Below are 25,547 nucleotides of genomic sequence, written 5' to 3'. Positions count from 1 at the left end.
GGTCGGCGGGGCGGCCGGCCCGGCGGAGTACTGGTCGAGCGGAGTACTGGTCGGCCGCGCCGAGTACCGCCCGTACCCTTGTCCCGTGACCAGCAGCCCCGCCCCCGACGCCCTTCTCGGCCCCGCCGACGTCCGTGAACTCGCGGGCGCCCTCGGGGTGCGCCCCACCAAGCAGCGCGGTCAGAACTTCGTGATCGACGCGAACACGGTCCGCCGTATCGTCCGCACCGCCGGGGTCCGGCCCGACGACGTGGTGGTGGAGGTCGGCCCGGGACTCGGCTCGCTCACCCTCGCACTGTTGGAGGCGGCCGACCGGGTCACCGCCGTCGAGATCGACGACGTACTCGCCGGCGCGCTGCCCGCGACGATCGCGGCCCGGATGCCGGCGCGGGCCGACAGGTTCGCGCTGGTCCACTCCGACGCGATGCACATCACCGAACTGCCGGGCCCGCCCCCCACCACGCTGGTGGCGAACCTGCCGTACAACGTGGCCGTACCGGTGCTGCTGCACATGCTCAGCACCTTCCCGAGCATCGAGCGCAGCCTCGTGATGGTCCAGGCGGAGGTCGCTGACCGGCTCGCCGCCGCACCCGGCTCGAAGGTCTACGGCGTCCCGTCGGTCAAGGCCAACTGGTACGCCGAGGTCAAGCGGGCCGGTTCCATCGGCCGCAACGTCTTCTGGCCCGCGCCGAACGTCGACAGCGGGCTCGTCTCGCTGGTGCGGCGGGCCGAGCCGATCAAGACCACGGCGTCCAGGCGTGAGGTGTTCGCCGTCGTGGACGCCGCGTTCGCCCAACGCCGCAAGACCCTGCGGGCCGCGCTCGCCGGCTGGGCCGGTTCGGCCGCCGCCGCCGAGAGTGCCCTCGTCGCCGCGGGCGTCTCGCCGCAGGCGCGCGGGGAGGCCCTGACGGTCGAGGAGTTCGCGCGGATCGCGGAGGCCGCCGCGGCGCGGACGACGGGCCCCCGCACCCCCGAAGGAGAGTCCGAATAAGTGAGCGTGACGGTACGCGTCCCAGCCAAGGTCAACGTCCAGCTCGCGGTGGGCGCCGCCCGTGCCGACGGGTTCCATGACCTGGCCAACGTCTTCCTCGCGGTCGGCCTCCACGACGAGGTCACCGTGACCCCGGCCGACGAACTGCGCGTCACCTGCTCGGGGCCGGACGCCGACCAGGTGCCCCTGGACGGGACGAATCTGGCGGCGCGGGCGGCGATCGCCCTCGCGGAGCGCCGCGGCCTGGACGCCGCCGTGCACATCCACATCGACAAGGACATCCCCGTCGCCGGCGGGATGGCGGGCGGCAGCGCGGACGGCGCGGGCGCGCTGGTGGCGTGCGACGCGCTGTGGGGGACCGGCGCCTCGCGCGAGGAACTCCTGGACATCTGCGCCGAGTTGGGCAGTGACGTGCCGTTCAGTCTGGTCGGCGGGGCGGCGCTCGGGACCGGACGCGGGGAGAAGCTGCGGGCCCTGGAGGTCGGCGGGACCTTCCACTGGGTGTTCGCGATGGCGGGGCGCGGACTGTCGACGCCGGCCGTGTTCCGTGAGTTCGACCGGCTTGCCGAGGGGCGGGACGTTCCCGAGCCGGTCGCCTCCCAGGAACTGCTGGACGCCCTCGCCAAGGGCGACCCCGACGCCCTCGCCGCCGCCGTCACCAACGACCTCCAGCCCGCCGCCCTGTCCCTGTTCCCGGAGCTCGCCGACGCTCTCGCGGCCGGCCGGTCCGCCGGCGCCCTCGCCACGCTGGTCTCGGGCTCGGGCCCGACCACGGCCTTCCTCGTCCGCGACCCCGGGTCGGCGTCGAAGGTCGCACAGGCGCTGCGGATGTCCGGGACGTGCCGGACGGTGCGTACGGCGTCGGGGCCGGCACCGGGCGCGACGGTGCTCGGCGACCGGGTCGCGTCCTGACCGGTCTGCACCGGTTCTTCGCCACTCCGTGGCCGCCTTCGCCCGATCTCCACACGAAATACTCCAGTTGCGGTACATGGGGGAACTCCTGTTCCTCTAGGGTCACTTGATGTTTAAAAGTGCCGCGTGGTGTTTCGGCGCGGTGCCTCTCGAGCGATCCCCCCTGTGGAAGGCCACGTCCGTGACGGAATCCCCCACCTCCTCCCATCGCCGGAAGATCCCCCTCTCACGCCGTGGCGTGATCGGGGCCGCAGGAGCGGTGGCCGCCGGTGCCGCCCTGACTCCGGCGGTCTTCGCGGCGACGGACTCCGGCTCCGACGCGGATACGGCCGCCGACTCCGGCGCCACCCCGTCGGGTACGAAGGCCGAGACGTTCCCGGCCACCCGCTCGAACGCGGCCACCGGCACCGGCCCGGCCACCGCCTCCTTCGCCGCCTCCTTCGTCGCGGCCCGCTGGAGCGGCGCCGCCACCGGCGTCGGCATCCGTTTCACCGACGGCACGGCGTCGGCCGGCTCCTGGCAGACGCTGAGCGGCGGCTGCGCGACCGTCGACGACGGCGGTACGGCACTGATCCCGGCCGGCGACGCCACGGCGTACGAGCTGAAGGCGCCGGACGGTGCGAGCGACATCCGCTCGTTGGCGATCGACACCACCGACGGACCGCACCGCGCCTTCAAGGTCCCGTCCGAGCCCAGCCGCGTGCGCGGAGTGCCGTATCTGCCGCGGCCGGCCTGGGGTGCCGACGAGTCGAAGCGCTACAAGGACGGCAAGGTCAACTCCCCCGAGGTGTACTACCCGTTGCAGGCGATCACCGTGCACCACACGGACACGCCCAACGACGACCCTGACCCCGCCGCGACCGTCCGGGGCATCTACGAGTACCACGCTGTCACCCTCGACTGGGGCGACATCGGCTACCACTTCCTCATCGACGAGGTGGGCACCGTCTACGAGGGCCGCTACTCCGGCGACGAGCTTGTCCCGGCCTTCGACCTCGACGGCAAGCTCGTCACCGCCTTCCACACCGCGGGCTACAACTCCGGCAACCTCGGCATCGCCTTCCTCGGCACGCTGACCGACCAGCCTCCGACGGACGCGGCCAAGAAGGCCCTGATCCGCCTGATCAAGGTGATCGCCCGCTTCAAGGGCCTGGACCCGCGGGCGAAGATCACCTACGTCAATCCGGTCAACGGCGTGACGAAGGACGCGACGACCGTCAGCGGCCACCGCGACTGGCTCCAGACCGATTGCCCCGGCCAGACGATGTACGACCTGCTCGACGAGGTCCGCGCGGCCACGGCCCGCTGACCTGCCGGGGGATCGGTCACCACCCGTGCGCATTACGCTGGGAGGCTGATCGTCCCCCCTGTCAGGAGAGAAATGGCCGTCAACCTGGTCAATGTCGAGAACGTCAGCAAGGTGTACGGCACTCGTGCCCTCCTCGACGGCGTGTCCCTCGGCGTCTCCGAAGGGGACCGGATCGGGGTGGTCGGGCGGAACGGCGACGGCAAGACGACCCTGATCCGGATGCTCGCCAAGCTGGAGGACGCCGACACCGGGCGGGTCACGCACTCGGGCGGGCTGCGGGTCGGGGTGCTGACCCAGCACGACTCCCTCGACCCGGCCGCCACCGTCCGGCACGAGGTCATCCGGGACCTGGCCGACCACGAGTGGGCCGGAAACTCGAAGATCAGGGATGTGCTGACCGGGCTGTTCGGCGGGCTGGACCTGCCGGGCTTCCCGCAGGGGCTCGACACCGTCATCGGTCCGCTCTCCGGCGGCGAGCGCCGCCGTATCGCGCTCGCCAAGCTGCTCATCGACGAGCAGGACCTGATCGTCCTCGACGAGCCCACCAACCACCTCGACGTCGAAGGCATCTCCTGGCTGGCCAAGCACCTGCGCGAGCGCCGTTCGGCGCTCGTGTGCGTGACGCACGACCGGTGGTTCCTCGACCAGGTCTGCACCCGCATGTGGGACGTCCAGCGCGGTGACGTCTACGAGTACGAGGGCGGCTACTCCGACTATGTCTTCGCGCGCGCCGAGCGTGAGCGGATCGCCGCCACCGAGGAGACCAAGCGGCAGAACCTGGTGCGCAAGGAGCTGGCGTGGCTGCGGCGCGGTGCCCCGGCCCGTACGTCCAAGCCGCGCTTCCGTGTCGAGGCAGCCAACGAGCTCATCGCGGACGTGCCGCCGCCCCGGGACAGCAGCGAGCTGATGAAGTTCGCCTCGTCGCGGCTCGGGAAGACCGTCTTCGACCTGAAGGACGTCACCGTCCAGGCCGGCCCCAAGGTGCTGCTCAAGCATGTGACCTGGCAGCTCGGACCAGGCGATCGCATCGGCCTGGTCGGGGTGAACGGCGCCGGGAAGACCTCCCTGCTGCGGGCCATGGCCGAGGCATCGTGGACCGAGGGCGAGACGCAGCCCGCGGCCGGCCGGGTCGCCGTCGGCAGGACCGTCAAGCTCGCCTACCTCTCCCAGGAGGTCGGCGAACTCGACCCGAACCTGCGGGTGTTGGAGGCCGTCCAGCAGGTGCGGGAGCGCGTCGACCTCGGCAAGGGACGCGAGATGACCGCCGGGCAGCTGTGCGAGACGTTCGGGTTCACCAAGGAGAAGCAGTGGACGCCGGTCGGGGACCTGTCGGGTGGTGAGCGGCGCAGGCTGCAACTGCTGCGTCTGCTCATGGACGAACCCAACGTGCTCTTCCTCGACGAGCCCACCAACGACCTCGACATCGAGACGCTGACCCAGCTGGAGGACGTGCTCGACGGCTGGCCCGGCTCGATGATCGTCATCTCCCACGACCGGTTCTTCGTCGAACGCACCACCGACCGGGTCTTCGCCCTGCTCGGCGACGCCACCCTGCGGATGCTGCCGCGCGGCATCGACGAGTACCTGGAGCGCCGCCGGCGGATGGAGGAGACGGCCGCCGCGTCGGCTCCCGCGCCGGTCGCCGCCAAGGCCGTACCGGAGAAGAGCGCCGCCGACCAGCGCGCCGCGAAGAAGGAACTTCAGAAGATCGAACGGCAGTTGGACAGGGTCTCCCAGAAGGAGACCAAGCTGCACGCCCGGATCGCGGAGGACGCCACCGACTTCGCGAAGGTGGCCGAACTCGACGCCGAACTGCGCGACTTGGCGGGCGAGCGGGACGAGCTGGAGCTGCGCTGGCTGGAACTCGCCGACGACGCGTGAAGGGTGCGTGAAGGCGCATAACGGGGGCATCACGGGCCGGTCCTCCCTTGGGAACAGGGGCGGAACCGGCCCGGTGCGTTGTCGGTCCTGAGTGATAGAAAGAGCCGTCTGAGAAGTTTCTGAGTACGACTCTGGGTCCATCACGTACCTCAGGGCGTGGCTAGAAATCAGTGATTGAACGGGGGAACACGCTGATGACGCAGCCGCCCAACCAGCCGCCGCAGGGCGGTTACGGAGCGCCGCAGGACCAGCCGCCGCAGGACCAGCCGCCGCAGGGTGGATTCGGGGCGCCGCAGACGCCGCCGCCTCCGCAAGGGCCGCCGTCCGGTGCCCCTGCCCCGCAGCCCGGTTACGGCTTTCCCCAACAGCCGCCCGCCGCCCCGCAGTCGGGGCCTTACGGTCAGCCCGGCCCCTACGGACAGCCGCAGCAGCCGGGGCCGTATGGTCAGCCGCAGCAGCCCGGTCCGTATGGTCAGCCGCAGGGATACGGGTATCCGCCGCAGCCCCAGTTCGGGACCCCGCCGCCCGGCTCCGGGAACCGTTTCAAGGGGAAGACGGCCATCGTCATCGGCGCCGCCGTCGCCGCGCTGCTCGTCATCGGCGGGACCGTGTTCGCGGTCACCAACGGCGGTGACGACGGTGACGACAAGAAGCCGATCGCCGAGAAGAGCGACGACTCCAAGGCCACCGCCTCCGAGTCCCCGGTCAACCCCGGCGACGGCAGCGGCGCCGGCGGCGAGGACCCGGAGGACCTCAACGAGGGCCGGCAGGCGGGCGAGGCGAAGGTGCTCTGGTACAAGGAGGCGCCCGACGCACCCGGAGACGGTGCCGACGCCGCCGGCATGTGGATCACCGACAAGACCGCGGTGAAGTCGGCGTACAAGCAACTCGTCGCCTACGACGTCGGCGACGGCAAGCCGACCTGGGACCCGATCACCTTCCCGCAGAAGATCTGCGCGGTCACCCCGCAGAAGACGTCCGACGACAAGATCGTCGTCGCGTACATGAACGGCACCAGTGACCGCGCCGAGTGCAACCTGCTCCAGCAGATCGACCTGAACACGGGCGACAAGGGCTGGACCGCCAAGGTCGAGGACGGCGGGTCGTTCGACAGTACGCTCCAGGTCGAACTGGCCGTCAGCGGCGACACGTTGATGGTCGGCCGCTCGCAGTCCGGCACCGCGTACGACGTACGGACCGGCAAGAAGCTGTTCGACAAGAAGAAGTACGGCACCGCCTGCTTCCCGACCGCGTTCGCGGGCGGCCCCAGGCTGCTCTCCCTCGCCTCCTGCGACGCCACCGGGACCAACGAGCGCGACGAGCTCCAGGAGCTGGATCCCAAGACCGGCAAGGCCAAGTGGACCCAGAAGTTCGACAAGGGCTGGACGGTCTCGCGGGTCTACTCCGTCGACCCGCTCGTCGTCTACAGCACCAACGAGGACAAGAAGTCGTGGAACATCTCCACGTTCACCGCCACCGGGAAGTTCCGCTCCCAGGTCGGCTTCGACGAGGACTTCGCCCCCACCTGCGGTCTGACCATCCTCGCGCGTGACCTCCAGGGCTGCGAGGGCGTGGCCGCCGACGCCGACACGCTGTACCTGCCCACCGAGGCGACCAGCGGGCCGAACGAGATCGTCGCGGTCAACCTCGCCACCGGCAAGGAGAAGTGGCGCGTCAAGTCGCCCACGGACGAGTCGATGCTCCCGATCAAGACCGAGGGCGGCAAGCTCGTCGCGTATGTGGAGCCCTCGTACGACGCGGGCGGCCGGATCGTGTCGATCCCGACCGGCGGCGCCGGCCACACGCCGGCCAAGCTGCTGCAGAACCCGCAGGGCACCGCGCAGATCGAGAGCGGCTTCTACTCGAAGGACGTCGACTGGGTCGACGGGCGCTTCTACCTCTCGACCACGCAGCTGTCCGGCAACGAGGACACGAAGGAGAAGTTGATGCTCGCCTTCGGCAAGTGACCCTTCTCTTCCTTTCTCCTTTCTCTCCTTCCGTTGCCGTCCCCGCCAGCGAGGTACTCACGTCATGACCCAGCCGCCTCCTCCTCCGCCTCCCAATCAGCCGCCGCAGCAAGGGGGGTTCGGTCCGCCCCAGGAGCAGCCGCCGGTGGCTCCGCCGGTTCCGCCGGGTGTGCCGGTTCCGCCGGTTCCGCCAGGTGGGCAGGCGCCGGCCGGATATGGCTATCCGCAGCAGCCTCCGCAGCAGGGGGGTTTCGGTCCGCCGCCGGTGGCTCCGCCGGGTGCGCCGGTTTCGCCCGGTGGGCAGCCGCCGGTTGGATATGGCTACCCCCAGCAGCCTCCGGGTTACGGGTATCCCGGCACGCCTCCTCCGGGATACGGCTATCCGCAGCCGACCATGCCGCTGCAGCCGCAGCCCGGAGGCAAGCGGAAGTTCAACGCGCAGGTCCTGATCATTGTCGCGGCCGTCGTGGCGATCGCGCTGATCGTCGGCGGTGGCGTCTGGTACGCGTCCTCGTCCGGTGACGACAGTGGGAAGAAGGACGACACCGCGAGCTCCAACGGTGGCACCGGCGGCAAGGACGACGACGAGGGCAGCGGCGGCAGCGACGGTGGGGAGGGTGGGGACGGCGGCACGTCCACCGAGCCCGTGGAGAAGGTGCCCGCCAACACCGCCTCCAAGGTCCTCTTCCAGGTTCCGGCGCCCAAGGTCTCCAAGGACAGCACGATCGCCACCGCCGGTTCCTGGCTCACCGACACGGTGTACGCCAAGAGCGGCATCGCCGAGATCGTCGGCTACGACCCCGACAAGGGCACCAAGCTGTGGACGATCAAGCTTCCCGGCCCGGTGTGCCAGGGCAGCAACCACACCAGCGACAACAAGACGGCGATCATCTACCAGCCCGAGATGCCGACCAAGGCCGAGCCCTCGCACGGCTGCAGCCAGGTCGCGGCCATCGACCTCGCCGCGGGCAAGAAGCTGTGGACGAAGACCGCCACCTCCGGTGACGAGCCGATCAGCTTCAACAACGTCACCGTCAGCGGGGGCACGGCCGCCGTGGGCAGCTCCAGCGGCGGCGCCGCCTTCGACATCGTCTCCGGCAAGCAGCTGTGGGCCCCGAAGCCGACCGACACCTGCTACGACTCCGGGTACGGCGGCGGCACGAAACTGGTCGCGGTCCGCCGGTGCGGTGCGTACGACTCGCCCGAGCTGCACATCCAGACCATCGAGCCGAAGTCCGGGAAGGTGATCTCCGAGTACAAGATGGGGACGGGGATCCAGTACGCCAGCGTCGTGTCGACCGATCCGCTGGTCGTGGCCGCCGACGTGGGCGAGGCCGCCAAGGACGGCAGCGGGATCTCGGACTTCTTCTCCATCGACAACAAGACCGGCAAGCTGCGCACCCGGATCTCCGCGCCCAGCGACCAGTACGCGGCCGGCTGCGACGGCATCACCAAGGTCGAGGAGTGCCACCAGCTCGCGGTCGGCAACGACCGGCTCTACCTGGCGACCGAGGAGCACGACGGCAGCGGCGAGTTCAGCGACACCAACGAGATCGTCGCGATCGATCTTGCTACCGGGAAGCAGACCGGTCAGCGGGCCGACGCGGGGGACGACTACACGATCATGCCGCTGCGGATGGATGGCACCAACATCATCGCGTACAAGCGTCCGCCGTACGACAAGGGCGGTCAGATCGTCAGCATCGACGGCGGCTCGTTCAAGGAGACCAAGCTGCTGGAGAATCCGGCGACGGAGTCCGTGCGGGACGCGGAGACCAGCATGTCGCCGGACTACTCGGAGTTCCTGTATGCGCAGGGGCGTCTGTTCTTGTCCGCGGTGTACGCGAGTGATCTGACCAGCTCGGACGACGAGGAGTATCTGGTGGTCGGGTTCGGCGCCAGCTGAATGTCGTCGGTCCGTTGTGGCCCCGTCCCTGTTCAGGGGCGGGGCCACGCGCTTATCGCTGATCACCCTCGAATGAGATGATTTTCGGCGATCCGGGGCACTTCTCACCGGTAGGGGAAGCGCAACGTCGAACAAGCGTGTAGCTTCCGGGGGCATGAAGGGCGGGGGCCGGGAGGGGGCTTCCGCCCGGGTGGGGGGCTGTGGGTGTCGTGGGTGCTGTGGGGGACTGGGGGGTTGCTCGATGGGTGTTCGGCTCATGGTGGTCGACGACCACCGATTGCTTGCCGAGGCGCTGGCCTCGGCGTTGAAGCTGCGTGGGCATCGGGTGCTGGCCGCGGCGGCGCCTGCCGCGGGGGCGGCGGAGCTGGTGATCAGCCGGGCGCCGGAGGTGTGCCTGCTGGGCACGGCCACGCCGGCTGAGCCGGGGATGTTCGATCCTGTCGTCAAGATCAAGCGGGAGCGGCCGCAGGTGGCGGTGCTGGTGCTGGGGCCGGTGCCGAGTCCTCGGGGGATCGCGGCGGCGTTCGCTGCGGGGGCGTCCGGTTATGTGCGGCACGACGAGCGCATCGAGGGTGTCGAGCGCGCGATCATGAAGGCTCGGGCGGGGGAGGCGGCGGTTGCTCCGCAGTTGCTGCAGGGGGCGTTCAGCGAGCTGCTGAATCCGGTGGCTCAGCCGGACGATGAGGGGCAGCGGCTGCTGCAGATGCTGACGCCTCGGGAGGTCGAGGTGCTGGTCCGCATGGCCGACGGTGAGGACACGCGGCTGATCGCGGCGGGGATGAGGATTGCGCCGTCCACTGCTCGTACGCATGTCCAGCGGGTGTTGATGAAGCTGGGGGTTGGTTCGAGGCTGGAGGCTGCGGCGTTGGCGGCTCGGACGGGGTTGTTGGATCGGGCGGGGCCGGTGTCTCGGGTGCCTTTGGCGGGGGAAGGCGTGTCCGAGGGCTGACGGGTTCGGTGGGGGGTCGGGGACGGGACGGGGGTGTCCGTCCTCGGTCTGGCGCGGAATCGGTTTCTTCATGACTGGGCGGTGTTGACGCGCCAGACGCTGCGGGCGGACACCCCCGTCCCGTCCCCTTGCCGCCGTGGGTGGGTGCGCGGCCCCACCCATGTGACACCGGCCCAGTCGTTCGTCCACATCCCCGCTCACCCCCCCCGGGCACACCCAACGCCAGCCCCCACCGTCGGTCAGCGGCGGCGGACTGTGGCGGCGGACGGCGGTGGGGGCCGGTGGTGGGGGTCTGGGGGCGGTAGCCCCCCAGGAGCAAGGTCCGCTTCTTGTCCTGCCGAGTCGGGTGGGTGTGGTGGGTGAGGTCCGGGGGTCTGGGGGTGGAGCCCCCAGGGTGGTCGACCGTATCGAGGGTTGCTCCGCTGCGTGAACTGATCCGTAGCGGAACCTATGCCTCCGAGTTCAGGTGCTGAACACTTCTGGTGACGCTCTTTGTTTGATTGTGATGTTGACGGTCATGGTGAGTTGTGTTTTGATGTGTTTGGTTCTGTTTGATGATTGAGTGGCTCGAATAGGGAGTCCGCAGTGAAGAAGACCTCGACCCGGCTGGCGGACGGTCGCGAGCTCATCTACTACGACCTGCGGGACGATCTCGTCCGGGACGCGGTCGACCGGCGGCCGCTGGAGCGGACCGTCACCACGTCCGAGGTGCGGCGGGATCCGCTGCTCGGGGACGCGGTGGCCATCGCCTCGCACCGGCAGGGGCGCATCTATCATCCGCCGGCCGACGAGTGCCCGCTGTGCCCCTCGCAGGGTGAGCGGCTGAGTGAGATCCCGGACTCGTCGTACGACGTCGTGGTCTTCGAGAACCGTTTTCCCTCGCTGGCCGGCGACTCCGGCCGCTGCGAGGTCGTCTGCTTCACCTCCGACCACAACGCGTCCTTCGCCGACCTGACGGAGGAGCAGGCGCGGCTGGTCCTGGAGGCGTGGACCGACCGGACGTCGGAGCTGTCTCATCTGCCCTCCGTCGAGCAGGTGTTCTGTTTCGAGAACCGGGGTGCCGAGATCGGCGTGACGCTGGGGCACCCGCACGGCCAGATCTACGCCTACCCGTTCACCACCCCGCGCACCGCGCTCATGCTGCGGTCGGTCGCGGCCCACAAGGAGGCGACCGGCGGGGAGAATCTCTTCGATGCCGTCCTGGAGCGTGAACTCGTCGAGGATCGGGTCATCCTGGAGAGCGAACACTGGGTCGCCTTCGTGCCGTACGCCGCGCACTGGCCGTACGAGGTGCACCTGTACCCGAAGCGCCGGGTGCCCGATCTGCTCGGCCTCGACGAGGACGCGCGCACAGAGTTCCCCCAGGTCTATCTGGAACTCTTGAGGCGCTTCGACCGGATCTTCGACGGTCCCGGTGGAGAGAAGGACGGGGCGGGGGAGCCCGCGACACCGTACATCGCCGCCTGGCACCAGGCGCCGTTCGGCGCGCTGGATGACTTCGAGGGTGTCAGTCGTGACGACTTCGCGCTGCACCTCGAGCTTTTCACCATCCGTCGTACGTCCGGCAAGCTGAAGTTCCTCGCGGGCTCCGAATCCGGAATGAACGTGTTCATCAACGACATCCGGCCGGAGGCCGCGGCACAGCGACTGCGGGAGGTAGCGAGTTCATGAGCGGTAAGTACCTGGTCACGGGCGGTGCGGGATACGTCGGCAGCGTGGTCGCCCAGCATCTGCTGGAGGCGGGGCACGAGGTCGTCGTCCTCGACAACCTCTCCACCGGCTTCCGCGAAGGGGTGCCGGCGGGCGCCTCCTTCGTCGAGGGCGACATCCGTGATGCCGCCAAGTGGCTGGATTCCTCGTTCGACGCCGTTCTGCACTTCGCCGCCTCCTCCCAGGTCGGCGAGTCGGTCGTGAAGCCCGAGAAGTACTGGGACAACAACGTCGGCGGCACCATGGCGCTGCTCGGGGCCATGCGGGAAGCGGGCGTACGCCGGCTCGTCTTCTCGTCCACGGCCGCGACCTACGGCGAGCCGACCGAGACCCCGATCGTCGAGTCGACGCCGACCCAGCCCACCAACCCCTACGGCGCCACGAAGCTCGCCGTCGACCACATGATCACCGGTGAGGCGGCGGCCCACGGGCTGGGCGCGGTGTCGCTGCGGTACTTCAACGTGGCGGGCGCCTACGGGGCCCACGGCGAACGGCACGACCCCGAGTCGCATCTGATCCCGCTGGTCCTCCAGGTGGCCCAGGGCAAGCGCGAGGCGATCTCCGTCTTCGGTGACGACTACCCGACGCCGGACGGCACCTGTGTCCGCGACTACATCCACGTCGCCGACCTGGCCGAGGCGCACCTGCTGGCGGTTGAGGCCACCACCCCCGGCGAGCACCTGATCTGCAACCTCGGCAACGGCAACGGCTTCTCCGTCCGCGAGGTCATCGAGACGGTCCGCCGGGTCACCGGACACCCGATCCCCGAGATCGTGGCCCCCCGTCGGGGCGGCGACCCGGCGGTCCTGGTGGCGTCGGCCGCCAGCGCGCGCGAGAAGCTGGGCTGGAACCCGTCCCGCGCGGACCTCGCGGGGATCGTCGCGGACGCGTGGGACTTCGCGCAGCGGCGCGGCAATCAGTAACCGGTACGTACGGAAGGTCAGGGTCAGGGCAATGAGCGAGGCTGTCGCAGGGGCTGTCGCCGAGCGGTTCGAGGAGCTGTACGGCGCGGGTCCGCAGGGGGTGTGGGCGGCGCCGGGCCGGGTCAACCTCATCGGCGAACACACTGACTACAACGACGGCTTCGTGATGCCGTTCGCCCTTCCGCACATCGCCGTCGCGGCCGTGTCCCGGCGCGCCGACGGCGTGCTGCGGCTGCACTCGGCGGACATCGAGGCCGGGGTTGTCGAACTGCGGCTCGACGACCTGGTCCCGGAGTCGGACCGGAAGTGGACGGCGTACCCGGCGGGTGTGGTCTGGGCGCTGCGCGAGGCGGGCCACCCGATCACCGGCGCGGACATCCACCTGTCGTCCACCGTGCCGTCCGGTGCGGGCCTGTCCTCCTCGGCGGCGCTGGAGGTCGTGGTCGCGCTCGCCCTGAACGACCTGTACGAACTGGGGCTCAAAGGCTGGCAGTTGGCCCGGCTGTGCCAACGTGCTGAGAACGTGTACGTCGGTGCCCCGACCGGGATCATGGACCAGACCGCGTCCGCCTGCTGCGAGGCGGGCCACGCCCTGTTCCTCGACACCCGTGACCTGTCCCAGAAGCAGATCCCCTTCGACCTGGCCGCCGAGGGCATGCGCCTGCTGGTCGTCGACACCCAGGTCAAGCACGCGCACAGCGACGGCGAGTACGGCAAGCGCCGGGCCGGCTGCGAGAAGGGCGCGGCCCTGCTGGGCGTCGACGCGCTGCGGGACATCCCCTACGCCGACCTGGACGCGGAGTTGGAGCGGCTCGGGGACGAGGAGGAGGTGCGCCGTCTGGTGCGCCATGTCGTCACCGAGGACGAGCGGGTCGAGCGGGTGGTGTCCCTGCTGGAGTCCGGCGACACCCGTGCGATCGGGCCCGTCCTGGTCGCGGGTCACGCCTCCCTGCGCGACGACTTCCGTATCTCCTGCCCGGAGTTGGACCTGGTCGTCGACACGGCCCTGGCCTCCGGAGCGCTCGGCGCGCGGATGACGGGCGGCGGGTTCGGCGGCTCGGCGATCGTGCTGGCGGAGGCCGCCGAGGTCGAGACGATCACCAAGGCGGTCCAGGAGGCCTTTGCCGCGGCCGAGTTCACCGCGCCGAGGGTGTTCGAGGCGGTGCCCTCGGAGGGGGCGCGTCGCCTGCGCTGAGCTCCCGTTTCCCACGTCGGCCCCGTGCTCCCGAGCGAGCGCGGGGCTGACGCTTGTTCAAGTGGGAACGGACGATAGATCCAGCGGGTGGTGTTTGTGAAGGTCCTCAAATGCGCTTTCTGGTACGCCTGTTGACCATGTTGCTACTGATAAGATCACCATACTTTTCAGTAGGCTGACGACGCGTCATGAACGCGTACGGGGGGACAGTCTTGAGGGCCCCGTCGCGAAGGAGTGGCTGTTGCTCTGGCCCCCGGTGCGAGGCGACTTGAAGAGAGTCTCATGACGTCATTCATCCAGGATCCGATTCTGTGGATCCTGCTCATCGTGATCACCGCTGCGGTCTTCGCGGTGATGCGAGCGCGGAGAACCAACATGGCTCTCCGCAACAACAACGACAACCTTCAAAGCAACCTGGTGGCCGTACAAGGACAACTGCGCCAGGTGCAGACCGGCTACGAAACCCTCACCGCACGGCATGCGGAGGACCTCTCGGAGGTCCGGGCGGACGCGGAGTCGGACACCAAGGCCGTCCTCAAGTCGGCGATGGGCACGCTCCAGTCCCTCGCCGAGGAGCAGCAGGTGCTCCTGGACAACCTGCAGAAGGAGTACGGCGACGACTCCGGCGTGCTGGCCGACCTGATGCTGATCGACCACACCAGCAGCCAGTTCAGCCGCCGTACCAAGGGCATCTCGGTGCTGTGCGGCGGCTGGCTCGGGCGGCGCGACGAGAGCGCCTCCGTGTATGACGTGGCCCGCAGCGCCCAGGGGCGGATCAAGGACTTCTCCCGGGTCCGGGTCAACGCCCAGGTCAGCATCTCCATCACCGGCAAGGCCGTCGAGCCGGTCGCCGTCGTCCTCGCCGAACTCCTGGACAACGCGACCAAATACAGCGCGCCCCAGTCGCCGGTGGAGATCAACATCCAGGCCGTGCCGACCGGGGTGTGTCTGGTGGTCGACGACGCCGGTGTGGGCATGAGCCAGGAGACCAAGGCCCGTGCCGCGACCCTGCTGTCGCCCGACAGCACGGTCGACATCACCGGCCTCGGTGACCCGCCCAAGTTCGGCTTCGCCGTGTGCGGGATGCTCGCCGCCCGCTACGGCTTCTCGGTGTCCGTCGACTCGGTCTCCCCCTACGGCGGAGTGCGCGCCGTGATCCGTGTGCCGGAGGGCCTCTTGACCACTGACGCTCCCCAGCCCGCCGCATCGCAGGACGACCGTGAGTTCGAGGACGAGCGAGCCGAGCGGCGCGAGCGGCCCCGTGTCGCGGTGCCCGCCCCCGGTCCGACGCTCGTCGTCGGCACCACACAGGGTGGTCTGCCGCGGCGCAGACGGCGCAACAGGCCTGTCTCGGTCGTTCCCCAGCCCGACCAGGCGGCACCCGCCGGGCCGGTCGCCGACGGGGAGAACACCAGCGAAGTGACGGCGTCACGTATCGGTGCGTTCGCCCGCGGGACGCACCTCGGCCGGGTCTCGAACAACACGGAAGGATCCCAGAACCAGTGAATCCCGACCTGTCGTGGGTGCTGAACGGTGTGCTCGAGGTTCGCGGGGCCCGCCATGCGATCCTGGTCTCCGCCGACGGCCTGTTGATGCAGCGCTCGGACGACATCAGCCGTGACGAAGCGGAGAAGAACGCGGCCGCGATGAGCTCCATCCAGTCCCTGTGCCGGGCCGTGTCCGGGTTCGTGGGCGGGGGCCACGGGACCTGGAAGCAGACGCTCGTCGAGTACGACGGCGGATGGATCTTCCTCGTGGCCGCGGGCAGCGGCGCCTACCTGGCCGTATCGGCGGCCCTGGACGTCGACATGGAGGCCGTGTCCTTCCGGATGCAGAAGACCGTGAGCGCGCTGCGTGAGGCGATGAGTGCGGCGCCGCGACTGAACGCCGGTGCCGACGCATGACCGGTCCCGGCGAAGAAGCTCCGGTCACCAGCGACTTCGTCCGTTCCTACGTCATCACCGGCGGCCGGCGACTGCCGTCGGCGGACGACCTGGCGCTGCACTCCCTGGTCACCCTGGCTCCCGACCGTGAACTGCCGTTGGGCGCCGGTCCCGAGGTCCGTGCCATCTGGGAGCTGTGCGGGGGCGGCTTCCTGTCCGTGGCGGAGGTGGCCGGACATCTGGCGCTGCCGGTAGGCGTGGCCCGACTGCTGCTGACCGATTTATTCGAACAGGGTCACCTTCTGCGTCGCTCCGAACCCACCCGCGCCCAGCTTGCTGACCGAGAGACCCTCGAGAAGGTTCTGCATGGACTCGAAACCCTCATCGTCTGAGACGACCGCGAACGGCACGATCTATGTCTCCGACGCGGTCACCACCGCCGCGAAGATCCTGGTCGTGGGGCATTTCGCGGTGGGCAAGACGACCTTCATCGGTTCGCTGTCGGAGATCACGCCGCTGCGGACGGAGGAGAAGATGACGCAGGCGTCCCTCCATGTGGACGACCTGCGGGGCGCACCGGACAAGGTGACCACCACCGTGGCCCTGGACTTCGGGCGTCTGACCCTGACCGAGGAACTCGTGCTCTACCTGTTCGGCACGCCCGGACAGCAGCGTTTCATGCAGCTGTGGGAGGACATGGCCCGCGGCGCGCTCGGTGCGCTGCTGCTGGTCGACCCCGCCCGGCTGGAGGAGACGTTCCCCGTCATCGACCTGATCGACGAGTACGGGCTCGAGTACGCCATCGCCGTCAACAGTTTCGACGCGCAGTTCTTCGACGAGACGGAGATCCGCGAGGCCCTCGACCTGCTGCCGGACACCCCTGTCGTCTACTGCGACGCCCGCGACCAGCGGTCGTCCGCGAACGCGTTGATCGCCCTGGTCCGCCATCTGCTCGATCGCGCGGCCTGATCCACTCCCTCCCCGGCCGGGCCGCGAGGCCCAGGCCCCCAAAGGACTCCCCCGTGGACACTCACCACTCGCCCGACGCCCCCGCCGGGGCCAGATGCCCCATGTTCGACGCCACGTTCACCGCCGACCCGGACCAGATCTACGACCAGGTCCGCGCCCACGGTCCCGCGGGACCCGTTGAACTCGCGCCCGGCGTGGACGCCACCCTGGTCGTCGAGCACGAGATGGCACTCAGGGTGCTGCAGAACCCCTCCCTGTTCGCCCGCGACTCCCGCCGCTGGAAGGCGCTGAACGAGGGCCGCGTCCCCCTCGACAGCCCCATCCTGGCGATGATGGCCTACCGGCCCAACTGCCTGTTCACCGACGGCGCCGTGCACCTCAGGCTGCGCCAGGCGGTCACCGCGAGCTTCGACAAGCTGAACATGACGCGGCTGCGCCGGGACGTCGAGCCGATCGCCGACTTCCTCATCGACCAGTTCAGTGAGCGCGGCCGCGCCGACCTGATCAACGACTACGCCAAGATGCTGCCGCTGCTGCTGTTCAACAAGCTCTTCGGCTGCCCCGCCGACATCGGCGACACCCTCACCAGCTCGCTGGGCGCCCTCTTCGACGGCATCGACGTGCAGCGCGCCAACGAGGAACTGACCGCCAGCCTGATGCAGTTGATCTCCCTCAAGCGCCGGCAGCCCGCCGAGGACGTCACCTCCTGGCTCATCCAGCATTCCGCGGGCCTGACCGACGAGGAGCTCAAGGACCAGCTCGTCATGCTGATGGGCGGCGGCTTCGAGCCCCAGCGCAACCTCATCGGCCACGCCCTGCACCTGCTCCTGTCGAAGGAGGGCTCGGGCGGCTCCGGCATGCTGATCGAGGAGGCCATCGACCACGTCCTGTGGAACAACCCGCCCATCGCCAACTACGCCGCACACTTCCCGGTGCGGGACGTCGACCTCGGCGGCGTGGTCGTCGAGGCGAACTCGCCGGTCGTCATCAGCTTCGCCGGCGCCAACGGCGACCCGGCCCTCAAGGAGGCCCGCGAGTCCCACAACAAGGGCGCGCACCTGGCGTGGGGGGCGGGCCCGCACGCCTGCCCGGCCAAGGACCCGGCCCTGGTGATCGCCATCGCCGCGATCGAGCGGCTCCTCAACGCGCTGCCCGACCTCACCCTGGCGGTGCCGGACGAGGCTCTGCAGTTCCGTCCGGGGCCGTTCCAGCACGCGCTGGCCTCGCTGCCCGTGCGGTTCAGCCCGACCCCGGCCACCCGCATGGTCTCGGCCCTGCAGACTGCGGCGCCCCTGCCCGCGGCCGAGCAGCCGGGTGTACCGACCGCTGCCGAGCCCGCGCCGCAGCCGCGGCCGGCGCACAAGAGGGGCTTCTGGAGCACCCTGGTCGACCTGTTCCGCGTCTGACGCCCGACCAACTGACGGCGGTGCACCGAGAGTCCGGTGCACCGCATGTGATGGGAGCAACACGGAGCGGCGCATGAGGTGGGATAGGGGAAGGGTAGGTTCCGCAAGTAACGGAAACGCCCAGCTATAAAGGAGCTCCGCGTGACCGCCGTTGGCGACATAAGCGGAACCACCACTGACCGTCGAGCCGTTATCGCTCTTCTCCGGCGCCTGCGTTCCCCCGAAGGTCAGAGCAACCCGTTGCCCGTGTGGGACCGACTTCGCGCCCTCGGCGACGTCGTTCCCGCTCCGTGGGGTGGCTACCTGGTCACTGGATACGACGCCTGCAACCAGATCCTGCGCGGCAGGGACTGGCTCGTGCCGGACCTCGCCTGGCAGGAACGGCAACCCCATCCCGAACGCTGGCAGGATTCCGCCGTCCAGGCGATGAGCCGGGCCCTGTTCCGGCTCAACGCGCCGAGCCACACATGCCAACGCCGCGGCCTGGGCAACCTCTTCGACCGTCACACCCTCGACTCCCTGGCACCCCGCATCGCGGACCACGCCCGGCGGATCGTGGACGAACTCGCCGAGCGAATACGCGACGGCGGCGAGGCCGACTTCGTCACCGTCGTCGGTGACCAGCTGCCGGTCCTCACCGTCGGAGAGTGGCTCGACATCCCCGCGCGACACCACGCGCACATCCTCGACTTCACCCACCGCCAGGTCCACTCCCAGGAACTCCTGCCCACCAAGAGCGAGTTGGCCGTCTCCGAACAGGCCACCGTGGAGATGCGGGAGTTCTTCACCGAGCTCATCGCGGAACGCCGCGCCCACCCCGGCGACGACGCCGTCTCCGGCTGGATCCGGTACTGGGACGAGCAGTTCCCCGACGATCCCGCCGCAGCCGACCGGACCGTCTACGACCTGGTCATGTTCATCACCATCGCCTCGCTGGAGACCTCGGCGACCCTGATGGCCACCGCCGTCTGGTTACTGACCAGGGACGGCGGTCAGTGGGAGTGGCTGCGCCAACACCCCGAACACGTCGAGGGCGCGGTCGAGGAGGCGTTGCGCTACGACCCCCCGGTGCACATCAACACCCGTATCGCCGCCGACGACACCGTCCTGGCCGGCACCCCGATCGCCCGGGACCAGATGGTCCATGTGATGTACGGCGCGGCCGCCCACGACCCACGGCGCAACGAGCATCCGGAACGCTTCGACGTCCTGCGCGGCAGCAGTCACATGACCTTCGGCGGGGGCATCCACTACTGCCTGGGAGCGGCTCTGGCCCGGCTCGAAGGCCGTACGCTCCTGAACGAGCTGCTGAATCGTTTCCAGACTCTGCGCCCGGTGTCCGCCCCCGCTTACGCGCCCCGGATGGTGTTCCGACGCGTGACCTCCCTGAAAGTGACCACAGATGACGACCCCGCCGGTCCTGCGCCCCCGCCTCTCGCTGAAGACCCTGCGAGTCCACCGGCAGGAAAGTGCCCTGTTCATCGAGCTCAACACCCCTGAGCCGGGCAACGTCGTCACCGACGCGATGCTGGACGACCTGTGGGCCGTCCTCGCCCACCAGGAACCGGACGTGCGCGTGCTCGTCCTGTCCGGTGCCGGGGACGACTTCTGCGTCGGCGGCGACCGCGCCGAGTTCGCCGAGCATCTGCTCGAGGACTCCGCGGGCGGCGGTGTCCGGGTCTCGGGGACCAAGGCACGGCGCGTGAGCGAGGCACTCACGTCCAACCCCGCGGTCACCGTCGCCCGGGTCCACGGCAAGGTGATAGGTGCCGGGTTCGCCCTGGCGCTCGCCTGCGACCTGCGCGTCGGCGCCGAGGACGCGAGCTTCCGGCTGCCCGAACTCACCTTCGGTCTGCCCATGGCCTGGGGCGGTCTGCTGCCCCGGCTGCTCAACGAGGCCGGCGCCGCCCGCGCCCGTGAACTGGTCCTCACGGGCCGTGCCTTCGACGCTCAAGAAGCTCTGTCCCTCTCGATCCTGCACAAGGCCGTCCCCGCCGAAGAGCTCGACGCGGCTGTCACAGCATGGGCCAAGCCGATCACCAGACGGTCGCCCGCCGCCCTGCGCGTCACCAAAACACTGCTCAACTCCTACACGGCCGCCACACGGCTGGCCGATCTCTCCGCCCTCGACGCCGAACTGATGGCGGCGGTCGTCGCCGAGAACGGGCGAGGAGGCGTCGGCCGCTGACTCACCCCCACCGCTTGACCAGCGTGTACTCCGTGATTCCCGGCGGATAGTCGGGGATCACGGACACCACCTCGTAGCCCCGCCGCTGATAGAACCGCGGCGCCTGGAAGTCCCAGGTCTCCAGGCGTACGGCGGCACAGTCCCGCTTGTCGCGGGCCGTCCGCTCCGCCCGGGCGAGCAGCCGGGAGCCGATCCCGGAGCCCCGGTGGCGTTCGTCGACCCACAGATGCGTCACATGCAGCCAGCTCGCCCAGGTGTGACCGACGAGGCCGCCGGCCAGGGCACCCATGTCGTCCAGCGCCCAGACGTGGAGCGGGACCTCGCGTGCGCCGGGGGACCCGCGCAGGGCGCGTAGGACGGGGGAGGCGGCAGTGTTCGTCTCCAGCAGCCGATTCCGGAGCAGATCGCGCCGTTCCTTGTCGACTTCTGTCTCGATACGAAACATGCGGCTCACCATAAACGCGTCGGACAGTCAGTTCTGCAAATTACCTTCCGCTCTCGGCCCCCGCCCGTACTCTGATGAACAGCACCGGTGGGGGCCGGTGCTGATCAGGGGGCGAGACAGTCGGGTACGACGCCCGAATGGGGGGTAGCGGTCTCTGCACGGCGGCGGTCGTGCGGTGACGTCATCCCCAGGCGTCGTACCCGTGCTCCGTCACCGTTCTCCGGACCTTGGGGTATCCCCTGCTCTTCAGGAGCTTGGGGAAGGGGGTTTCGTGGTTCGCATCCGAGTGCTGGTGGTCGACGACCATCGCATCTTCGCAGAGTCGCTCGCCGCCGCCCTGGCCGCCGAGCCCGACGTGGACGTGTCCGCGGCGGGCAGCGGCCCGGCCGCGCTGCGCAGTCTGGAGCGCGCGGCAGCCGAGGGGCGTCGCTACGACGTGCTGCTCGTAGACGCCGACCTGGGCGGCACCATGCCGGGCATACGGCCCGCCGTGGCCGTCCAGGAGGTCGGAGAGGACGGCCTCGTGGACGGTATCTCGCTGGTCGTCGGGGTGCGTTCCGCGCAGCCCGCCGTACGGATCGTCGTGCTGGCCGAGAAGGACGACCCCCGGCGGGCCGCGCTGGCTCTGCAGGCCGGCGCCTGTGGCTGGGTGGCCAAGGACTGCTCGCTGTCCCGGCTGCTCACGGTCATCCGGGGCGTGCTGCGCGACGAGACCCATCTGCCGCCCGCGCTGCTCACCGGCGTGCTGCGGGAGCTGACGGCCGCCCGCAAGCACCGCACCGAGAGCGAACGCCTGGTGGAGTCCCTCACCCCGCGCGAGCGGGAGGTGCTGCGCTGCATGGTCGCGGGGCTCGGCCGCAAGGCGGTCGCCGAGCGGCTGTTCCTCTCCCCGCACACCGTCCGCACCCATATGCAGAACGTGCTCGGCAAGCTCGGCGTGCACAGCACCCTGGCCGCCGTCGCACTGGCACGGCGAGCGGGCGTGGGCCCCGTGGACCTAGCCGGGGATGTTGTCGAACGGGGCGGTCAGCTGGCGTAGCAGTCCCGCCAGTTCACCGCGCTGGGCGCGGGAGAGCTCCGCGAGGATCGCGCGTTCCTGGTCCAGCAGCCCGGCCAGGGCCTGGTCCGCGCGGTCCTGGCCCTCCTCCGTGAGGCGGACCAGCACACCGCGCCGGTCGCTCGGGTCGGGCAGCCGCTCCACCAGGCGCTTCTTCGCCAGCCGGTCGATGCGGTTCGTCATCGTGCCCGAGGTGACCAGGGTCTGCGTCAGCAGCTGCCCCGGCGAGAGCTGATACGGCGTCCCCGCACGCCGGAGCGCGGTCAGCACGTCGAACTCCCAAGGCTCCAGAGCGTGCTCGGCGAAGGCCAGCCGACGTGCCCGGTCCAGGTGCCGGGCCAGTCTGCTCACCCGGCTGAGTACCTCAAGCGGCTCCACGTCGAGGTCCGGGCGCTCCCGGCGCCACGCTGCGACCAGCCGATCGACCTCGTCCTCCATGACGATCAGTGTAGTGGTTGTGTCGACGTGAAGTCTCTTGATGTCGAGTTTCTTGACGGCGAGCTAAATCCGGTGAAGGCTGAACCCTGTTCGCGTACGGCTCTATCCAGGAGGCCTCATGCCCGCCCCCACCTGGGACCCCGCCCAGTACCTGCGTCACGCCGACCACCGAGCCCGCCCCTTCACCGACCTCCTCGCCCGGATCCCCGACCTGCCGACCGACCCGCCCCGCGTCGCCGACCTCGGCTGCGGTCCCGGCAACATGACCGCCCTGCTCGCCGCCCGCTGGCCCGCCGCCCGCGTCACCGGGTACGACAACTCGCCCGAGATGCTCGACCGGGCCCATGTGGAGTACGAGGGCCCGACCCCGGGGGGCGGCCGGCTCGACTTCGCCCACGCCGACGTACGGACCTGGGCGCCCACCCGGCCGTACGACCTGATCGTCAGCAACGCCACGCTGCAGTGGGTGCCCGGGCACGTGGAGCGGTTCGCGGACTGGGTGGCGGGGCTGACACCCGGCGGCACCCTCGCCTTCCAGGTGCCTGGGAACTTCGACTCCCCGAGCCACCGGCTGATGCGCGAACTCGCCCACTCCGCCCGCTGGAGGGGCCGCCTGGCCGACACCCTCCGGCACGACGACGCCGTCCACACCCCCCGGTCCTACCTGGAGAGGCTGGCCGACCTCGGCTGCGAGGTGGACGCCTGGGAGACGACGTACGTCCATCTGCTGGAGGGCGAGGACCCGGTGCTGGACTGGGTCAAGGGAACCGGCCTGCGCCCCGTCCTCACCGCCCTCGCGGACGACCCGCGGGCGAGCGAGGAGTACGTGGACGCGTACCGCGCGGCCCTGCGAGAGGCGTACCCGCCCGGCCCGCACGGCACCCCGTTCCCGTTCCGCCGGGTGTTCGCGGTCGCCCGCAAGCAGACGTGATGATCACGGCCGTCGACCACGTCCAGCTCGCGGCCCCACCCGGCTCCGAGGACCGGCTGCGGGCGTACTACGCCGACACCCTCGGCATGACGGAGATCCCCAAGCCGCCGGTGCTCGCGGCGCGGGGCGGCTGCTGGTTCCAGTCGGGCCCGGTACAACTGCACCTGGGCATCGAGGCGAACTTCCGCCCGGCACGGAAGGCCCACCCGGGGCTGCGGGTGACGTACATCAAGATGTACGCGGCCCGGCTGGAGGCGCGGGGAGCGACGGTCACCTGGGACGATTCCCTGCCGGGTCACCGGCGCTTCTACTCCGAGGACCCGGTGGGCAACCGGCTGGAGTTCCTGGAACCGGTGATCACGGAGCCGGATCGAGGGCGGAGGCACCGGGGCGAGGCAGGCCCAGCATCCGTCTGACCTCCTTGAGCGGGATGCCCTCCCCGAGCGTGCCCTCGGCCTTGCGTCGCCGGTAGTCGGCGACAGCCAAGGCGTCTTCCAGGTCCTCCACGACCTGGGGTGAGACGAGCAGAGCGGTCACGTGACCGCCCTCGGTGAGGGCGATGGTCTCTCGGCCGCGGGCGACGCGCCTGACCAGGTCGTCGAGCCGGGAACCGGCCTCGCTGATCGACATCTTCATGGCCCCACGGTGCCACCGGGCCGACCCCGCGAGCCGGCGATTCGGCTCGGTTCAGCTCTTCCGGTGACCTATCAGGCGCGGCTTCGCCTCCAGTCCGTCCAGACCGTGCCACGCAAGGTTCACCAGGTGGGCCGCCACCTCCGCCTTCTTCGGGCGGCGGACGTCCAGCCACCACTGGCCGGTGAGGGCGACCATGCCGACCAGGGCCTGGGCGTACACGGGGGCCAGCTTGGGGTCGAAGCCGCGGCTCTTGAACTCGCGGCCCAGGATGTCCTCCACCTGGGTGGCGATGTCCGAGATCAGCGAGGCGAAGGTGCCCGTCGACTGCGGGATGGGGGAGTCACGGACCAGGATGCGGAAGCCGTCCGTGTACTCCTCGATGTAGTCGAGGAGCGCGAAGGCGGCCTGCTCGCAGAGCTCCCGGGGGTGACCGGCCGTGAGGGAACTCGTCACCATGTCCAGCAGGCGGCGCATCTCGCGGTCCACCACCACCGCGTACAGGCCCTCCTTGCCGCCGAAGTGCTCGTAGACCACCGGCTTGGACACCCCGGCCTTCGCCGCGATCTCCTCCACCGACGTGCCCTCGAAACCTTTCGCCGCGAAGAGGGTGCGACCGATCTCCAGCAACTGCTGGCGGCGCTCGGCACCGGTCATCCGGGTGCGACGCGCACGCCGCGGCTTGTCGTTGCTCGGGGTGCTGCTGGAGTCGGTCGCCACGGCGTCAATCATGCCGCCTCGGCCGTCTCCGTCTTCCGTCGGGAGTCGTCCTCCCCGCTGATGCGGCGGGAATCGATACGTGAGCGTGACGGCCAGCGCACGTCGTACGCCCACCCCAGCATCTCGAACCAGCGGATGATCCGGGCCGAGGAGTCCAGCTGCCCCCGCTCCACCCCGTGCCGTGCCGACGTCGGGTCGGCGTGGTGCAGGTTGTGCCAGGACTCACCGCAGGACAGGATCGCCAGCCACCACACGTTGCCCGAACGGTCCCGTGACTTGAACGGCCGCTTGCCGACCGCGTGACAGATCGAGTTGATCGACCAGGTCACGTGATGCAGCAGCGCCACCCGGACCAGCGAGCCCCAGAAGAACGCCGTGAACGCGCCCCACCAGGACATCGTCACCAGCCCGCCGATCAGCGGAGGCAGCGCCAGCGAGAGGAACGTCCACAGGATGAACTGACGGGAGACCGCCCGGATCGCCTTGTCCTTGATCAGATCCGGGGCGTACTTGTCCTGAGGCGTCCGCTCCTCGTCGAACATCCAGGCGATGTGTGCCCACCACAGGCCCTTCATCAGCGCCGGGACCGTCTCCCCGAACCGCCAGGGCGAGTGCGGGTCGCCCTCGGCGTCCGAGAACTTGTGGTGCTTGCGGTGGTCGGCCACCCATCGCACCACCGGCCCCTCGACCGCCATCGACCCCGCGATCGCCAGCGCGATCCGCAGCGGTCGCTTCGCCTTGAAGGAACCGTGGGTGAAGTAGCGGTGGAAACCGATCGTGATGCCGTGACAGCCCAGGTAGTAGAAGAAGACCAGCAGGCCGACGTCCAGCCAGCTCAGGCCCCAGCCCCAGGCCAGCGGCACGGCCGCCAGTAGCGCGAGGAAGGGGACGGTGATGAAGAGCAGCAGTGCGATCTGCTCGATCGAACCCTTCTGTTCGCCCCCCAGGGTGGCGAAGGGCTCCGCGGAGCCGTCAGTCGCCTTCGAAGGGTCGTCGATCACGTCGGAGCTTGAGGTCATGCGCGTCCCCTGTGGGGTCTTGGAAGGAGGCAGATGCCAGGTCACGGGAACCGTGGCGGGTCTTCCTACGGTTCCGTAACCTACGGCGTCGTAAGTATGGCAGTGCGCTGCCCGG

Annotated in this window: 25 protein-coding genes; 20 read left to right on the top strand and 5 right to left on the bottom strand. The window is 69.8% G+C overall.

Annotated features, from left to right (window positions below):
• The first annotated feature begins 85 nt into the window (after positions 1 to 85).
• The 17 genes from rsmA to AB0H86_RS20365 all read left to right on the top strand — a co-directional run bounded on the left by rsmA (position 86) and on the right by AB0H86_RS20365 (position 20,189).
• Positions 86 to 991, top strand: coding sequence for a 16S rRNA (adenine(1518)-N(6)/adenine(1519)-N(6))-dimethyltransferase RsmA (gene rsmA, locus AB0H86_RS20445; RefSeq protein WP_362440213.1), 906 nt, complete (start codon positions 86 to 88; stop codon positions 989 to 991).
• Positions 992 to 1,903 carry a 4-(cytidine 5'-diphospho)-2-C-methyl-D-erythritol kinase gene (locus AB0H86_RS20440; RefSeq protein ID WP_362440210.1) on the top strand — a complete coding sequence of 304 codons (912 nt, stop codon included), beginning with the start codon at positions 992 to 994 and terminating at the stop codon, positions 1,901 to 1,903. It abuts the gene before it with no gap.
• A 181-nt stretch (positions 1,904 to 2,084) separates the two neighbouring features.
• Positions 2,085 to 3,212 (top strand): N-acetylmuramoyl-L-alanine amidase, encoded by a 1,128-nt coding sequence (locus tag AB0H86_RS20435; protein ID WP_362440207.1) that lies wholly within the window; start codon positions 2,085 to 2,087, stop codon positions 3,210 to 3,212.
• A 72-nt stretch (positions 3,213 to 3,284) separates the two neighbouring features.
• Positions 3,285 to 5,093, top strand: a complete 1,809-nt coding sequence (locus AB0H86_RS20430; RefSeq protein WP_362440204.1) for an ABC-F family ATP-binding cassette domain-containing protein — start codon at positions 3,285 to 3,287, stop codon at positions 5,091 to 5,093.
• Positions 5,094 to 5,287: 194 nt separating this feature from the next.
• The gene (locus AB0H86_RS20425) at positions 5,288 to 7,060 is read left to right on the top strand and encodes a PQQ-binding-like beta-propeller repeat protein (protein WP_362440201.1); all 1,773 of its coding nucleotides are present in this window, start codon (positions 5,288 to 5,290) and stop codon (positions 7,058 to 7,060) included.
• A 64-nt stretch (positions 7,061 to 7,124) separates the two neighbouring features.
• A complete protein-coding gene (locus AB0H86_RS20420; protein WP_362440198.1) occupies positions 7,125 to 8,966 on the top strand; it encodes a PQQ-binding-like beta-propeller repeat protein in 1,842 nt (613 codons plus the stop codon).
• A gap of 241 nt (positions 8,967 to 9,207) precedes the next feature.
• Complete coding sequence (locus tag AB0H86_RS20415; protein WP_362440195.1) at positions 9,208 to 9,915, top strand: LuxR C-terminal-related transcriptional regulator; 708 nt, start codon at positions 9,208 to 9,210, stop codon at positions 9,913 to 9,915.
• Between the two features lie 585 nt (positions 9,916 to 10,500).
• A complete protein-coding gene (gene galT / locus AB0H86_RS20410; RefSeq protein ID WP_362440192.1) occupies positions 10,501 to 11,586 on the top strand; it encodes a galactose-1-phosphate uridylyltransferase in 1,086 nt (361 codons plus the stop codon).
• The gene (gene galE, locus AB0H86_RS20405) at positions 11,583 to 12,548 is read left to right on the top strand and encodes a UDP-glucose 4-epimerase GalE (protein WP_362440189.1); all 966 of its coding nucleotides are present in this window, start codon (positions 11,583 to 11,585) and stop codon (positions 12,546 to 12,548) included. Before galT ends, galE begins: the two co-directional genes overlap by 4 nt.
• 31 nt (positions 12,549 to 12,579) lie before the next feature.
• The gene (gene galK, locus AB0H86_RS20400; RefSeq protein ID WP_362440186.1) at positions 12,580 to 13,743 is read left to right on the top strand and encodes a galactokinase; all 1,164 of its coding nucleotides are present in this window, start codon (positions 12,580 to 12,582) and stop codon (positions 13,741 to 13,743) included.
• A gap of 282 nt (positions 13,744 to 14,025) precedes the next feature.
• Positions 14,026 to 15,249 (top strand): ATP-binding protein, encoded by a 1,224-nt coding sequence (locus AB0H86_RS20395; protein ID WP_362440183.1) that lies wholly within the window; start codon positions 14,026 to 14,028, stop codon positions 15,247 to 15,249.
• Positions 15,246 to 15,647 carry a roadblock/LC7 domain-containing protein gene (locus tag AB0H86_RS20390; RefSeq protein WP_362440180.1) on the top strand — a complete coding sequence of 134 codons (402 nt, stop codon included), beginning with the start codon at positions 15,246 to 15,248 and terminating at the stop codon, positions 15,645 to 15,647. The genes AB0H86_RS20395 and AB0H86_RS20390 overlap by 4 nt, the downstream gene beginning before the upstream one ends.
• Positions 15,644 to 16,018, top strand: a complete 375-nt coding sequence (locus tag AB0H86_RS20385) for a DUF742 domain-containing protein (RefSeq protein ID WP_362440177.1) — start codon at positions 15,644 to 15,646, stop codon at positions 16,016 to 16,018. Before AB0H86_RS20390 ends, AB0H86_RS20385 begins: the two co-directional genes overlap by 4 nt.
• Complete coding sequence (locus AB0H86_RS20380; RefSeq protein ID WP_362440174.1) at positions 15,993 to 16,595, top strand: ATP/GTP-binding protein; 603 nt, start codon at positions 15,993 to 15,995, stop codon at positions 16,593 to 16,595. The genes AB0H86_RS20385 and AB0H86_RS20380 overlap by 26 nt, the downstream gene beginning before the upstream one ends.
• A 101-nt stretch (positions 16,596 to 16,696) precedes the next feature.
• Positions 16,697 to 18,001, top strand: a complete 1,305-nt coding sequence (locus AB0H86_RS20375; RefSeq protein ID WP_362440676.1) for a cytochrome P450 — start codon at positions 16,697 to 16,699, stop codon at positions 17,999 to 18,001.
• Between the two features lie 141 nt (positions 18,002 to 18,142).
• Positions 18,143 to 19,501 carry a cytochrome P450 gene (locus AB0H86_RS20370; RefSeq protein ID WP_362440171.1) on the top strand — a complete coding sequence of 453 codons (1,359 nt, stop codon included), beginning with the start codon at positions 18,143 to 18,145 and terminating at the stop codon, positions 19,499 to 19,501.
• A complete protein-coding gene (locus tag AB0H86_RS20365) occupies positions 19,404 to 20,189 on the top strand; it encodes an enoyl-CoA hydratase/isomerase family protein (RefSeq protein ID WP_362440168.1) in 786 nt (261 codons plus the stop codon). Before AB0H86_RS20370 ends, AB0H86_RS20365 begins: the two co-directional genes overlap by 98 nt.
• Before the next feature lies 1 nt (position 20,190).
• Here the strand turns inward: AB0H86_RS20365 and AB0H86_RS20360 are convergent, their stop codons facing one another.
• Entirely contained in the window at positions 20,191 to 20,646 is a 456-nt protein-coding gene (locus AB0H86_RS20360; protein ID WP_362440165.1) for an N-acetyltransferase, read from the bottom strand.
• Positions 20,647 to 20,905: 259 nt separating this feature from the next.
• On the opposite strand from AB0H86_RS20360, the gene AB0H86_RS20355 reads away from it, so the two are divergent.
• Positions 20,906 to 21,673, top strand: a complete 768-nt coding sequence (locus tag AB0H86_RS20355; RefSeq protein WP_362440162.1) for a response regulator transcription factor — start codon at positions 20,906 to 20,908, stop codon at positions 21,671 to 21,673.
• Here AB0H86_RS20355 and AB0H86_RS20350 read toward each other — a convergent pair.
• Positions 21,632 to 22,129 (bottom strand): MarR family transcriptional regulator, encoded by a 498-nt coding sequence (locus AB0H86_RS20350; protein ID WP_362440159.1) that lies wholly within the window; start codon positions 22,127 to 22,129, stop codon positions 21,632 to 21,634. The genes AB0H86_RS20355 and AB0H86_RS20350 overlap by 42 nt on opposite strands.
• A gap of 118 nt (positions 22,130 to 22,247) precedes the next feature.
• Between AB0H86_RS20350 and AB0H86_RS20345 the strand changes: the two genes are divergently transcribed.
• Positions 22,248 to 23,060 carry a trans-aconitate 2-methyltransferase gene (locus tag AB0H86_RS20345; RefSeq protein WP_362440157.1) on the top strand — a complete coding sequence of 271 codons (813 nt, stop codon included), beginning with the start codon at positions 22,248 to 22,250 and terminating at the stop codon, positions 23,058 to 23,060.
• Positions 23,060 to 23,476, top strand: a complete 417-nt coding sequence (locus tag AB0H86_RS20340; RefSeq protein WP_362440154.1) for a glyoxalase — start codon at positions 23,060 to 23,062, stop codon at positions 23,474 to 23,476. The genes AB0H86_RS20345 and AB0H86_RS20340 overlap by 1 nt, the downstream gene beginning before the upstream one ends.
• Here AB0H86_RS20340 and AB0H86_RS20335 read toward each other — a convergent pair.
• From AB0H86_RS20335 to AB0H86_RS20325, 3 genes are read right to left on the bottom strand one after another with little or no spacing between them, the layout of a single operon-like run.
• Positions 23,418 to 23,696, bottom strand: a complete 279-nt coding sequence (locus AB0H86_RS20335) for a type II toxin-antitoxin system prevent-host-death family antitoxin (RefSeq protein WP_362440151.1) — start codon at positions 23,694 to 23,696, stop codon at positions 23,418 to 23,420. The genes AB0H86_RS20340 and AB0H86_RS20335 overlap by 59 nt on opposite strands.
• Positions 23,697 to 23,747: 51 nt before the next feature.
• On the bottom strand, positions 23,748 to 24,425 hold the full coding sequence (locus tag AB0H86_RS20330; protein ID WP_362440149.1) for a TetR/AcrR family transcriptional regulator: 678 nt from the start codon (positions 24,423 to 24,425) through the stop codon (positions 23,748 to 23,750).
• Positions 24,422 to 25,432: a fatty acid desaturase gene (locus tag AB0H86_RS20325; RefSeq protein ID WP_362440146.1), complete on the bottom strand. Its 1,011-nt coding sequence runs from the start codon at positions 25,430 to 25,432 to the stop codon at positions 24,422 to 24,424. Before AB0H86_RS20325 ends, AB0H86_RS20330 begins: the two co-directional genes overlap by 4 nt.
• Positions 25,433 to 25,547: the final 115 nt, after the last annotated feature.

This window comes from Streptomyces sp. NPDC050997 (genome assembly GCF_040660135.1).
Taxonomy (GTDB): Bacteria; Actinomycetota; Actinomycetes; order Streptomycetales; family Streptomycetaceae; genus Streptomyces.
Note: the sequence above shows the minus strand (reverse complement) of the source record. Positions and strands in the feature narration are given on the sequence as shown.